Below are 12338 nucleotides of genomic sequence, written 5' to 3'. Positions count from 1 at the left end.
TCATCTCCGGAAACGACGCGATCCGGCCACCGCAATTCCGCGGCGGCCGGATCGGCGTGGTGAAGCTACTTCGTGGCGGGCGGGGAAACCTCGTAGTTCCCGCCGTCGCCCTTGACCGTGATCGGGATCTGCGTCGGCTTGCCCGCGATGGTCGCGGTGCACTCGAACTTCGCGCCGTCCTCGACCTTCTGCTCGGCCGGGCAGGTTACGGCGGTGACGCCGTCGATCTTGTACGTCTCGGTGAGCAGCTTCTGCACGTCGGTCTGCATCTGCGTGTTGTTGAAGACCTGCGTCTTGAAGAAGCCGGGCGCCACGAAGCCGAGGACGCCGACCACCGCGACGACCACGACCAGCACGATGACGCCGATCAGCAGGCCCTTCTTCGACTTCGCCGGCTGCTCGCCCTCCGGCGCGCCCTGGCCGGGGAACTGCTGCTGCTGGCCGTAGTCGTACTGGCCGGGCTGCTGCTGGCCGTACTGCGCCTGCTGCTGGGGACCGCTCTGCGGGTACGCCCCACCGGGCTGCTGCCCGTACTGCGGCTGGGCCTGCGGGCCGCTCTGCGGGTAACCACCCCCGGGCTGCTGCCCGTAGGGCGGGGGCTGCTGACCCCACTGCGGCTGCTGCGGCGGCGTGTACCCCCCGGGCTGCTGACCCCACTGCTGCGGTTGCTGGGGCTGCTGCGGCTGGCCCCACTGCTGCTGGTTCGGGTCGTACGAAGGCGGCTGCTGCTGCCCCCACTGCGGCTGCTCCTGCGGGCCGCTCGGCGGGTACGCGCCGCCCGGCTGCTGCCCGTACTGGGGCTGCTGTGGGTCGTTGCCGCCATACGGCGTGCTCATCGTCTGCCTCCGCCTGCTTCGCTCATCTCACTGTCCACCCCGAAACCGCCGTAAAGCCGCGTACGCACGGTGTTGCTGGCGATCCAACCACAGGTCGGAGCCGAGCACACCTGTCCACGCCCCAGGCCGGAGCAGGCCTAACACGGAGTTCACGCGGCCCCCGCGGCGACGACACCCCGCCGCAGTGCCTTGACCGCGTCGGCGGCCGCCGCGCCCACCGGGTCGCTCTTGCCGAGCACGTCCCGGATCTGGTCGAGCAGGTCGATCACCTGACGCGACCAGCGCACGAAGTCCCCCGCCGACAGCTCCTGCCCGTTGGCCTCGGCCGCGGTGAGCACCTTCTCCAGCGACTCGCCGCGCGCCCAGCGGTAGACCGGCCACGCGAACCCGGCGTCGGGCTCGCGGGTGCGGTCGAGCCGGTGCCGCCGCTCGTCCTCGGTGAGATCCACCCACAGCTTCGCCGTCTCCTGCCACGCCTCCGGAACCGCGCCACCCGGCAGCCGCGGCTCGCCGGCGGTGTCGCGCCGTGCTTCGAACACCAGCGTCGAGACGACCGCGGCCAGCTCGGCCGGCCCGAGCCCCCGCCACACGCCGTGCCGGATGCACTCGGCGGCCAGCAGATCGGACTCGCTGTAGAGCCGGGTCAGCCGGCGGCCGTGCTCGGTGACGCGGTCCTCGCCGTCACCGGCCGACTCGGGCCCCAGATAGCCCCGCTCCCCCAGCAGCGCCAGAATCCGGTCGAACGACCGCGCCAGCGAGTGCGTCGTCGCGGCGACCTTCCGTTCCAGCTGCTGGGTTTCCGCCGTCAGTCGCTGGTACCGCTCGACCCACCGCAGATTCGCCTCGCGCTCGGCCAGCCCGTGGCACGGGTGCGCCCGCAACGCCCGCCGCAACGCCGCCAGCTCGCCGTCCTCGTTCGCCCCGGACCGCCGCTTCTGCCTGCCCGGCAACGAAATCCCGGCGTTGCGCAGCGTCGAAGCGATGTCCCGGCGCGTCTTCGGCGACCGCAGCTCGATGTGCTTGGGCAGCTTGATCCGCCCCAGCGCCTCCACCGGCGCCGGGAAGTCGGCCACCGACAACGGCCCCGACCACCGGTCCTCGGTCACGACGACCGGGCGCGGCTCCCGGATCGGGTCCAGCCCCGGGTCGACGACCACGGCCAGCCCCGCCCGCCGGCCCGCGGGCACCGCGATGACGTCACCCTTGCGGAGCTTCTCCAGCGATTCCGCCGTTCCGGCCCGCCGCGTCGCGGTGTTCTGGCGCGACAACGCCTTTTCCCGCGTCGAGATCTTCGCCCGCAGTTCGACGTACTCGAGCATCTCGTCGAAATCGCCGGTGATGGCGGCGGCATACCCCTTCAGGGCTTCCTTGTTCCGCTCGATCCGCCGGGCCGTGCCGACCACCGACCGGTCGGCCTGGAACTGCGCGAACGACTGTTCCAGCAGCTCGCGGGCCTCCGCCGCGCCGACCTGCGCGACCAGGTTCACGGCCATGTTGTAGCCGGGCCGGAACGACGACCGCAGCGGGTACGTCCGCGTCGACGCCAGCCCGGCGACCTGCTTCGGGTCGACCCCCGGCTGCCACGCCACGACGGCGTGCCCCTCGACGTCGATCCCCCGCCGCCCGGCCCGGCCGGTCAGCTGGGTGTACTCCCCCGGCGTCAGGTCGACGTGCGCCTCGCCGTTGTACTTGACCAGCCGCTCCAGCACGACCGTGCGGGCCGGCATGTTGATCCCGAGGGCCAGGGTCTCGGTGGCGAACACGACCTTCACCAGACCGCGGACGAACAGCTCCTCCACGGTCTCCTTGAACGCCGGCAGCAACCCCGCGTGGTGCCCGGCGATCCCCCGCTCCAGCGCTTCCCGCCACTCCCAGTAGCCGAGCACGCCGAGGTCGCCCTCCGGCAGGTCCGCGGTGCGCTCGTCGATCACCCGGCGGATCTCCTCGACCTCGCCGGGCCCGTTGAGCCGCAGCCCCGACCGCACGCACTGGCCCACCGCCGCGTCGCACCCGGCCCGGGAGAAGATGAACACGATCGCCGGCAGCAGCCCGGCCCGGTCCAGCTGCTCGACGACGTCCACGCGCGACGGCGGCCGGAACCGCGGCATCCGCGGCGGCGCGCCCCGGCGGCCACGCGGACCGCGGAACCCGGCGGGCGCGTACTGGCGGCCGATCTCCTCGGTCCGGCGCAGCAGGGTCGGGTTGATCCGCAGCTCGGCCCCGGGCAGGTGGGTGTCCTCGCCGGCGAACAGGTCGAGCAGCCGGTTCCCGACCAGCATGTGCTGCCAGAGCGGCACCGGCCGGTGCTCGTCGACGACGACCGTCGTGTCGCCGCGGACCTCGACCAGCCACTCGCCGAACTCCTCGGCGTTGCTGACCGTGGCCGACAGCCCGACCACCCGGACGTGCTCGGGCAGGTGCAGGATCACCTCTTCCCAGACCGCCCCGCGGAACCGGTCGGCGAGGTAGTGGACCTCGTCCATGACGACGTACCCAAGGTCGGTGATGGTGGAGGACCCGGCGTAGAGCATGTTCCGCAGGACCTCGGTGGTCATCACGACCACCTGGGCGTTGCCGTTGATCGAGGTGTCCCCGGTGAGCAGGCCGACCGCGTCGGTGCCGTAGCGGGCGACGAGGTCGGCGTACTTCTGGTTCGACAGCGCCTTGATGGGCGTGGTGTAGAAACACTTGCGCCCCTCGGCGAGCGCCAGGTGCACGGCGAACTCGCCGACGACGGTCTTTCCCGCCCCGGTCGGCGCGCAGACGAGCACGCCGTGACCGCCCTCGAGGGCCTCGCACCCGCGGATCTGGAACTCGTCGAACTCGAAGGACGCTTCCGCGGCGAAACGCGTCAGCTGGGGGTACTTCCCCCGACGCGAGGAGGCCGCATAGGCCTCGGCCGGGGAGGGAGAAGGGCTACTGGCCACCTCGTCAGGGTTTCACATCCCCCCGACGGTCCGCACGCCGCGTGACCGTCGCCGCTCTTCGCTTCTTTTTCGGTTGAGCAACGCCGGCTGGTGATCACCACCGACGGCCGCAGTATAGGTCGTTATACACCGGGAACCGGTGCGGGACCGGCGGCGTCGGAGGCTGCATGACCGAACCGTGTCCGAGCTGCGGGCAGCTGGACCAGGTGCAGCATGTGCCCGCCGTCTACGAGGGCGGGCATTCGTTCTTCCGCGGGCAGGGGCCGACGGTGGCGGTGCCCATCGGGGACGGGCTCGTCTACACGAGCAGCCAGGTCAGCGGGGTCTCGGTGTCGGCGGTGGCCCGGTCGCTGGACCCCTTCCCTCCCCCGCGCCGGGGTGGCGGCCTGGTGGCGGCGGTGATCGCGCTGGCGCTGGCCGGGAGCTGTTTTCTGGCGCTGCCGCTGTCGGCGGTGGACGATCCGCCGCCGGGCGGGACGGCCTCGCGGGCGCTGGGGATCGCGATGATCTCGTTGCCGGCGTTGTGCGTGTACGCCGCCGCGGGCGTGGTGGTCTGGCTGTACGTCCGGCGGGTGCGGGCCCACCGGCGCCAGCGGCGCGGGGTGCCGGCGGCGCGGCAGGTGTGGGAGCAGGGCTGGTTCTGCCACCGCTGCGGCGGGGTGTACTTCGCGGACGCCGGGCGGCTGCTGACGCCGGCGCACTTCCGGCAGCTGGTGGCCCGGGCCGGCGGCTACGACCGTTAGGCCAGCACCGTCAGCGCGCCCGGAACGCAGCTGACCGTCACCGGCACGGTCCCCTGCGGCTCGCCGTCGGCGTAGGCCGGCCAGCTGTTGCCCGTCAGCGAGACCGACCGGGCGCGCAGCGTCCGGACCGCCGGGTGCGTGAGGTGCTTGCCCGTGCGCAGGCCCGGCAGCATGCGGATCAGGCCGCGGCGGGTCATCTCCCCCACCACCGTCACGTCGAAGACGCCGTCCTCGGGGTCGGCCGTCGGGCAGACCGGGACGCCACCGCCGTAGAAGCGGGTGTTGCCGACCGCCACCAGTGTCGCGTCGAGCTCCAGGCGTTCGGCGCCGGTGTCGATCACCACCGGGCGGGAGCGGAACGCGGCCAGCTCGGCGAGGATCGCGACGTCGTAGCGGCGGGGCCCGGACGGCCAGCGCATCCGGTTGGCGCGTTCGTTGACACTGGCGTCGAAGCCCGCGCAGAGCACGGTCGCGAACCAGGTGTCACCGATTCGGCCGAGGTCGATGCGCCGCCGGGCACCGGACTTCAGCGCCGCCACCAGCGCGTCGACCGCGGGCAGCGGCTCGCCGGGGACGCCGAGGGCGCGGGCGAAGTCGTTGCCGGTGCCCGCCGGGACCAGGCCGAGCGCGACGTCGTGGTTCGCGCAGAACTGGACGCCCTGGTGGGCGGCGCCGTCGCCGCCCAGGACGATCAGGACGTCGAGGCCGGCGTCGTGGGAGGTCCGCATCAGCGCGCGGGACTCCTCGACCGTGTTGGCGACCAGCACGTCGAGGCGGTCGACGGCGGTGCGCAGCCGCTCGGCGACGGTGTCGGCGATCCGGGCGGCCGCGCCGTGCCCCGAGGCCGGGTGCACGGCGAGGGCGGCGTGGAGCCCCACTACGTGATGTCGTCGGTGCCGGAGGACCGGCCGCCGGACGCGGTGGGGGCGGACGGTTCGTCGTCGATCGAGCTCGGCGTGTAGTTGAACGGCGCGGCTTCGTCGTCGTCGAGCTGGTCCCAGCCTTCGTCCGCGCGTTCCCGGTCCTTCTTGCGGTCGTGGACGCGGGCGATCTGGATGGACAGCTCGAACAGCACCGTCAGCGCACCGGCCAGGCCGAGCATCGAGAACGGGTCCGAGCCGGGGGTGACGAAGGCGGCGAAGACGAACAGCGCGAACACGATGCCGCGGCGCCACTTCTTCAGCTGCCGGTACTTGACCACGCCGACGCGGTTGAGCATCACCACCAGCAGCGGGAGCTCGAAGCTGATCCCGAAGATGATCAGCAGCGACAGCATGAACGAGATGTACTTGTCCGCGGTCAGCGCGGTGATGAACTCTTCCTGCCCGAAGCCCATCAGCAGCTGCAGGGCGTGCGGGAAGAGCAGGTACGCGAGCACCGCGCCGGCGGCGAAGAGCACCGACGCGAACCCGACGAAGGTCAGCGCGTACTTGCGCTCCTTCGAGTACAGGCCGGGCGCGATGAACGCCCAGATCTGGTACAGCCACAGCGGCGAGAACAGCACGGCCCCGGCGGCGATACCGACCTTGAGCTGGATCATGAAGGCTTCGAACGGAACGGTCTGGAGCAGCTTGCAGCCGGCTTCACCGTAGAGGCGCCGGTTGGCCGGGATGGCGCAGTACGGCCCGGTGACGATCTCGCCGAGCGACGGGATCGGCCCTACCTTGGTGCTGAACCAGAAGAACCCGACGATGCCGCCGACCACGACGGCGAGCAGCGCGAAGCCGAGCCGGCGGCGGAACTCGTAGATGTGCTCGATGAGCGTCATCGTGCCGTCGGGGTTCGTGCGACGGCTGCGCTTGCGCCGCTTCGACCGGCGGCTGGTGCCGTTTCCGGAGGCGGGTTCCGCCACGGGGTGTTCCGTTCTCGTCGGAGTCCGGCGGAGCGCGCCGGGCCGGCGCGCTCCGTGGACCAGGGACCGGGTGTGGCCCAGCCGTCAGCTGGCGTTCTTCTGCGGCTGGTCGGCCGCCTGCTGCTTCTTCAGCTCGTCGAGCTGCCGCTGCAGGTCCGCGACCTGCTGGTCGGTCGCGGCGGCGGGGGCCGCCGGGGCGGGCGTGGCCGGGATCTGCTTCGTCTCGACCGGCTCGGCGTCCTCGTGCGAGGAGCTCTTGTCGCCCGCGAGGTCCTTGGTCTCGGCCTTGAAGATCTTCATGGACTTGCCGATCGACCGGGCCGCATCGGGAAGCCGCTTGGCCCCGAACAGCAGCACGACGAGCAGCACCAAGATGATCAAATGCCATCCTTGCAATCCGTTGGCGAACAAGATGGCCTCCTATCTGCGTCTGGTAGGGATGTTACTGGTTTTCCGGTTTCCGGCGGCGCTCCGCGAAGGCGACGCGCAGCGCGGCCGACCGCGCGCGGAGCAATCCGGCCCGGTCCTGGGTGTTCGCAGCCACCATGCTTGCGGTCCGCCGGAAACCACGCAAGACCTTGACGGTCCGCACCAGCAGGACCACGAGCAACAGCAGACCGAGCGCGGCGAGCACGACGGTGGGCAGGTACGGCACGTCGATCACCCTAGTGGTCGCAGGTTGACGGAAGGTGACGGGCTCGGGCCACCGCGTCGGCCGCCCGGCGTCCGACGTCCGACGCGAGGTCGGCCGGGCTCTCGACCAGCGCTTCTCCGCCCAGTCCCAGCACGAGGCGCACCATCCAGGACTGGTCGGCGTAGCGCATCCGGATCCGCAGCCGGCCGCCGTCGAGCTCGTCGAGCTCCTCGCACGGGTAGTACTCGGCTACCCAGCGTGCGTCCGGGTCGAGGACGAGCACCGCCTCCCGCTGGTCGGGACGCTCGCGGAAGACGCCTTCGGAAATGTCGGTCGGGTGGGCGTGCGCGGGCGGGCGCGAGGGCTCGTCGAGGATCGTCAGGTCGTCGATCCGGTCGAGGCGGAACAGCCGGACGCCCTCGGCGCGGCGGCACCAGGCCTCGAGGTAGCCGACGGCCTGGACGATCAGCAGCCGCATCGGGTCGACCGTGCGCTCGGTGATCTGGTCCTTGGACGCCGTGTAGTAGCGCATCCGCACCGCCCGCCGGTCCTGCAGCGCCCGGGCGACCTCCTCGCGGGTCCGCGCGGTCTTCTTGCCTTCGCGCACTCCCCCGCCGACGACCACCCCGGCCGGCTGGGCCTGCCCGGCGGCCGCTTCGATCTTGGCGATGGAACGGCGGACGGCGTCGCCGTCGACCACGCCCGGGGTCTCGGCCAGCGCCCGCAACGCGACCAGCAGCGCGGTCGCCTCGCCGCCGGTGAGCCGCAGCGGGCGGTTCATCCCGGCGTCGTGGGTGACGACGATCGTGTCGCCCTCGAAGGACAGGTCGATCAGGTCGCCGGGCCCGTACCCGGGCAGCCCGCACATCCACAGCAGCTCGAGGTCCTTGCGCAGCTGCTTCGGCGTGACGTCGAAGTCCTGCGCCGCGTCGTCGATGCGGACGCCGGGGCGCGCGAGCAGGTACGGGACGAGCGCGAGCAGTCTCGGCATCCGGTCGGTGGATCCGCTCACCGGCCGCTCCCCTGCCGGGCCACGACGGCTTCGAGCCGGTCCTGGACGGTCTTGGCCAGCACGTCGGGTTCGAGCACGACGACGTCCGGGCCCTGCGCGGTGATCCAGTCGGCCGCCGACTCGGGGAAGTAGAGCCCGATCTCGACGAGGTCACCCTCTTCGCCGTCGATCGTGGACCGGCCGATGACGGTGCCGCGCCGGCGGACCCCGGCGGCGCGGCCGTCGGCGACCCACAGCCGCGCGGTGGTCACCGGGGCCGGCTCGGACTCCCCCGTCACCGACACGAGCTTGAGCAGGTTGACGCCCTCGGGGCGCCGCACCTCGCCGGGCTTGCCGACGGTCCGGACCTGGCCGGTGACGCGGGAGAGGCGGAAGCAGCGGGTGGCGCCGCGGTCGCGGTCGTGCCCGACGACGTACCAGCGGGCCCGCCACGACACCACGCCCCAGGGTTCGAGGGTGCGCATGATGCGTTCGGGCGAGCCGCTGCGGCGGTACTCGAAGCGGACGGCCTGGCCGTTCTGCACCGCGGCCAGCAGCGGCCCGAACGCCGGTTCGGCGCGCACCCGCGGCTCGACGACGGTGGGTGCCTGGTCGTCGACCTCCAGGCCGGCGGCGCGCAGCTTCACGAGGGCGCCCTGCGCCTGCCCGGTCAGCTCCGGCGAGTCCCACAGCCGGGAGGCGAGCGCGACGGCGGCGGCTTCGTCGGGGGCGAGGTCGATCTCGCCGAGTTCGTAGTCGCGGCGGGCGATGCGGTAGCCCTCGATGGCGTCGAAGGCGGAGTTGCGGCCGGTCTCCAGGGGAATGCCGAGCTCGCGCAGCTCGGTCTTGTCCCGCTCGAACATCCGGAAGTAGGCATCGTCGCTGGCCGCGTCGCCGTACCCGGGCACGATGCCGCGGATCCGCTCGGCAGTGAGGTACTGCCGGGTGGACAGGAGGGCCAGTACCAGATTGACCAGCCGTTCGGCGCGTGCGGTGGACACCCGGTAGAGCCTAGCCCGCGCCGCCCGGCCCGATCGTGAGGTCCGGGGTGCGCGCGTCGTAATCGGTCCGGGCGGCGGCCACGGCGTCGAAGTTCGCCTCGGCCCAGTCCTTGAACCCGGCCATCAGCGCGCGGAGGCTTTCCCCCAGCGGCGTAAGGGAATAGTCGACGCGGACGGGCACGCACGGGGTCACTTCGCGGCGGACGAGCCCGTCGCGTTCGAGCACCCGCAGGGTCTGGGTGAGCATCTTCTGGCTGACCCCGGCGATCCGCCGCGAAAGGTCGCTGTAGCGCTGCGGCCCGTCACCGAGCGCGACGAGGATCAGGCTGACCCACTTGCCGGCGATCTCGTCGAGCAGCTTCCGGGTGGGGCAGGCGGCCAGATAGGCGTCGTAGGCGGCCTTTTCGGCTTGGCGCCGCTGTTCCGCCGTGCGCGTGGGCACCGGGCGAACCTCCTGGTACGTGGGGAACCTGCAAGTGCGTACTTCCCGATGGAGAGTAGCTCCCCATAGGTTCGCGGGGAAGGTTTTCGACCGGTCGAGGAGTGTTCGATGCGTGCGATCGTGGTCCGGCGGTTCGGGGGTCCCGAGGTGCTGGAAGCGGTGGAAGTACCGGTGCCCGAGCCGGGTCCGGGGCAGGTCCGGATCCGGGTGGCGGCGGCCGCGGTGAACCCGGTGGATCTCGCGACCCGCGCCGGGATCTTGACCGAGGCCGGGGTGATCCCGCCGCGGGAGGTGCTCGGGCTGGGGTGGGATGTGGCCGGAGTGGTCGACGCGGTCGGCGAGGAGATCCGCGGCCGCACGGGCGAGCCGGCGCGGCTCGGGCGGAGCAGCGGCCTCACCGGGCCGGGCGGACCGGCGCAACCGCCCGCCGGCGGCGGGCTCGCCGCGCCGGCCGGCGGGCCGCCGAGCCGGTTGCGCGTCGGCGACCACGTCATCGGCCTGCGCGACCGCATCGCCCTCCCGCTCGGGGCCTATGCCGAGCAGATCGTGCTGGACACGTCGGCGGTCGCGCTCGCCCCGCCCGGCCTTCCCGCGGTCGAAGCGGCCACCCTCCCGCTCAACGCGCTGACCGCCGCCCAGGCGCTCGACCTCGTCGACACCGGCGGGACTGTCCTCGTCACCGGCGCGGCGGGCGCGGTCGGCGGGTACGCCGTCGCGCTCGCCCACGCCCGGAAGCTGCGGGTGGTCGCCGTCGCCTCCGAGCCCGACGAAGCTCTCGTCCGCGGCTTCGGCGCGGACGGCTTCCTCCCTCGTGGTCCCGCTCTGGGCGACCGGGTCCGCGCGCTCGTGCCGGGTGGCGTGGACGCCGCCCTCGACACCGCGCTCCTCGGCCTCGACGCGCTCGACGCGGTCCGCGGCGGCGGCGAGTTCGTCGCCTTCGCCGCCGGAGCCGCGCCGATCCCCCTGCGCGGGATCCGCGTGCGGAACGTGTGGATCCGCGCCGACGGCGTACGGCTGGCCGAACTCGCCGGGCTCCTTCCCCCGCGGGTGGCCGGCGTGCTGCCGCTGACGCAGGCCGCCGAAGCCCACGAACGGGTCGCCGCGGGCGGCCTGCGCGGCCGGCTCGTGCTGACCCCGTGAAATCTCCCTAGCCTGGCGGCATGGATGATCGCGTTCTTCTCATCACCGGCGCCTCGCGCGGCCTCGGCGCCGCCACCGCGCGCCTCGCCGCCGCCTCCGGGTTCAAGGTCGCTCTCGTGGCTCGCAAGACCGAGTCCGTCACCGCCCTCGCCGCGGAGCTCGGCGAGGACAAGGCCCTCGCGCTCGGCGGCGACGTCGGCGACTGGCCGAGCATCTCCGGTGCCGTCGAGCGGGCCGTCGAGCGGTTCGGTCGGCTCGACGCGGCCTTCGCCAACGCCGGGATCGGCGTCGGGACGTCGTTCTTCGGCGACGACGACCCCGACCCGCGGGCGTGGGAGGAGATGGTCCGCACGAACGTCCTCGGCGCGGCCTACACCGCCCGTGCCGCGCTGCCCGCGCTGCGGGAGTCGGCCGGGCACCTGCTCATCACCGGCTCGGTCGCCGGCCGCTACATCCGCAAGGCGAGCCTGTACTCGGTGACCAAATGGGCCGTGACCGGGATGGCCGGCGCGATCCGCGAGGAGGCCGTCGGCACCGGGGTCCGCGTCACGCTGATCAACCCCGGCATGACCGACACCGACATCCTCAGCGACGAGCAGCGCAAGAAGCCCAACCTGCACGCGGACGACATCGCCCGCGCGGCGCTCTACGCGCTGTCGCAGCCGCCGTCGGTCGACGTCAACGAGATCATGGTCCGCCCGACCGGTCAGGTGCTCTAGCGGAGCCGGGCGACGCGGCCTCCGGCGCCGCTCGCCCAGCAGGCCGCACCGGCGCAGTCGACGCTGTCGAAGCTGCCGGTGTCGAACGACGTCCAGTGCCGGCCGCCGTCCGGGCTGTAGTCGCTGCCGCCCGGGCCGACGGCGAGGAGCGTCCCGCCGCGCCAGGCCACTCCGGAGCGGTACCCCGCCGGGTACTGCGCCGGGGTGCGCCAGGTCCGGCCGGCGTCACCGGTCAGCGCGACTGCTGGACCTGACGCCGTGGGGTTCGCGAAGTCGCCGCCGATCGCGACGCCGTGGCGCGGGTCCCGGAACGCCAGGGCGAACACACCGGCGGACGGGCTGCTCGGCAGCGGCGTGTCGGAAACGCTCCAGTGGCGCCCGCCGTCGCCGGAGTGCAGGACGCGGGCGGTCGCCCCGCCGCCGGTCGCGAGCCAGGCGTCCAACGGCCCCGCCGTCGTGACGCACTGGCCGCTGGCCGCGAACCCGGCCTCGCCGGGCCGCGCGGGCGGGAAGCCGCGGTCGGGGACCTGCCGCCAGCTGCGGCCGCCGTCGAAGGTCGCCTGGACGCGGAACCGCCCGTCGACCGGGTCGCTCATCGCGAGCCCGCGCCACGGGTCGAAGAAGGCGAGGCAGTCGTAGAACGCCGCCGCGTCGGTGTTCTGGAACGTCTGCCGCCAGTGCGCGCCGCCGTCGTCGGTCCGGTAGACGCGGGAGTCCGTCCCGGGCCCGATCGACAGCACGACGGCGTGATCGGCGTCGAAGGCCTCGATGTCCCGGAACTGGAGGGCCTCGGTGCCCGGCGGCCCCACGGACTTCCAGGTCGCCCCACCGTCGGTGGTGCGCAGGACGGTGCCCTGCGTGCCGCTGACCCACGCCACCCGCGCGCTGACGGCGGACAGGCCGCGGAACTGCGCGGTGACGCCGGTCGGTGTCGGCTCCCACGTCGGCGGGTGCTCACCCGCCGACGCCGGGGCCGCGAGCGAAACCAGCAGAGCGCAGACGAGCAGCACGACACGCATGCGGGAGATCCTGCCGCACCCGCCCGGCGACTTT

Annotated in this window: 13 protein-coding genes; 3 read left to right on the top strand and 10 right to left on the bottom strand. The window is 73.0% G+C overall.

Translation table 11 applies throughout. From position 1 onward, the window contains the following. Nucleotides 1-65: 65 nt before the first annotated feature. Both ABFJ78_RS12945 and ABFJ78_RS12940 read right to left on the bottom strand, forming a co-directional pair. Entirely contained in the window at nt 66-836 is a 771-nt protein-coding gene (locus tag ABFJ78_RS12945; protein ID WP_436386189.1) for a DUF4333 domain-containing protein, read from the bottom strand. A gap of 149 nt (nt 837-985) precedes the next feature. Next, nucleotides 986-3763, bottom strand: coding sequence for a DEAD/DEAH box helicase (locus ABFJ78_RS12940; RefSeq protein ID WP_436386188.1), 2778 nt, complete (start codon nt 3761-3763; stop codon nt 986-988). Nucleotides 3764-3930: 167 nt separating this feature from the next. On the opposite strand from ABFJ78_RS12940, the gene ABFJ78_RS12935 reads away from it, so the two are divergent. Further along, entirely contained in the window at nt 3931-4506 is a 576-nt protein-coding gene (locus ABFJ78_RS12935) for a hypothetical protein (RefSeq protein WP_436386186.1), read from the top strand. Here ABFJ78_RS12935 and ABFJ78_RS12930 read toward each other — a convergent pair. The 7 genes from ABFJ78_RS12930 to ABFJ78_RS12900 all read right to left on the bottom strand — a co-directional run bounded on the left by ABFJ78_RS12930 (nt 4503) and on the right by ABFJ78_RS12900 (nt 9426). Beyond that, nucleotides 4503-5384 carry a diacylglycerol/lipid kinase family protein gene (locus ABFJ78_RS12930; RefSeq protein WP_436386185.1) on the bottom strand — a complete coding sequence of 294 codons (882 nt, stop codon included), beginning with the start codon at nt 5382-5384 and terminating at the stop codon, nt 4503-4505. The two genes, ABFJ78_RS12935 and ABFJ78_RS12930, sit on opposite strands and share 4 nt — an antisense overlap. Then, nucleotides 5384-6358, bottom strand: coding sequence for a twin-arginine translocase subunit TatC (gene tatC, locus ABFJ78_RS12925; RefSeq protein WP_436386184.1), 975 nt, complete (start codon nt 6356-6358; stop codon nt 5384-5386). Before tatC ends, ABFJ78_RS12930 begins: the two co-directional genes overlap by 1 nt. 84 nt (nt 6359-6442) lie before the next feature. After that, nucleotides 6443-6739, bottom strand: coding sequence for a Sec-independent protein translocase subunit TatA (tatA, locus tag ABFJ78_RS12920; protein WP_372665192.1), 297 nt, complete (start codon nt 6737-6739; stop codon nt 6443-6445). A gap of 61 nt (nt 6740-6800) precedes the next feature. Next, nucleotides 6801-7013, bottom strand: coding sequence for a bacteriophage holin (locus ABFJ78_RS12915; protein ID WP_372665193.1), 213 nt, complete (start codon nt 7011-7013; stop codon nt 6801-6803). Between the two features lie 10 nt (nt 7014-7023). After that, nucleotides 7024-8004: a helix-turn-helix transcriptional regulator gene (locus ABFJ78_RS12910; protein WP_372665194.1), complete on the bottom strand. Its 981-nt coding sequence runs from the start codon at nt 8002-8004 to the stop codon at nt 7024-7026. Beyond that, a complete protein-coding gene (locus ABFJ78_RS12905; RefSeq protein ID WP_436386183.1) occupies nt 8001-8984 on the bottom strand; it encodes a helix-turn-helix transcriptional regulator in 984 nt (327 codons plus the stop codon). Before ABFJ78_RS12905 ends, ABFJ78_RS12910 begins: the two co-directional genes overlap by 4 nt. A gap of 10 nt (nt 8985-8994) precedes the next feature. Continuing rightward, a complete protein-coding gene (locus ABFJ78_RS12900) occupies nt 8995-9426 on the bottom strand; it encodes a winged helix-turn-helix transcriptional regulator (protein ID WP_372665196.1) in 432 nt (143 codons plus the stop codon). Between the two features lie 108 nt (nt 9427-9534). On the opposite strand from ABFJ78_RS12900, the gene ABFJ78_RS12895 reads away from it, so the two are divergent. Together ABFJ78_RS12895 and ABFJ78_RS12890 are read left to right on the top strand one after the other, a co-directional pair. Then, complete coding sequence (locus ABFJ78_RS12895; protein WP_436386181.1) at nt 9535-10566, top strand: NADP-dependent oxidoreductase; 1032 nt, start codon at nt 9535-9537, stop codon at nt 10564-10566. A gap of 20 nt (nt 10567-10586) precedes the next feature. Continuing rightward, nucleotides 10587-11285, top strand: a complete 699-nt coding sequence (locus ABFJ78_RS12890; protein WP_436386180.1) for an SDR family oxidoreductase — start codon at nt 10587-10589, stop codon at nt 11283-11285. On the opposite strand, the gene ABFJ78_RS12885 is transcribed toward ABFJ78_RS12890, so the two are convergent. After that, nucleotides 11282-12304 (bottom strand): WD40/YVTN/BNR-like repeat-containing protein, encoded by a 1023-nt coding sequence (locus ABFJ78_RS12885; RefSeq protein WP_436386178.1) that lies wholly within the window; start codon nt 12302-12304, stop codon nt 11282-11284. The genes ABFJ78_RS12890 and ABFJ78_RS12885 overlap by 4 nt on opposite strands. Nucleotides 12305-12338 lie beyond the last annotated feature (34 nt).

The organism is Amycolatopsis sp. MEPSY49, from assembly GCF_051337345.1.
Classification (GTDB): domain Bacteria; phylum Actinomycetota; class Actinomycetes; order Mycobacteriales; family Pseudonocardiaceae; genus Amycolatopsis.
The sequence above is the reverse complement of the archived record's forward strand: the minus strand, read 5'-3'. Positions and strand labels throughout refer to the sequence as shown.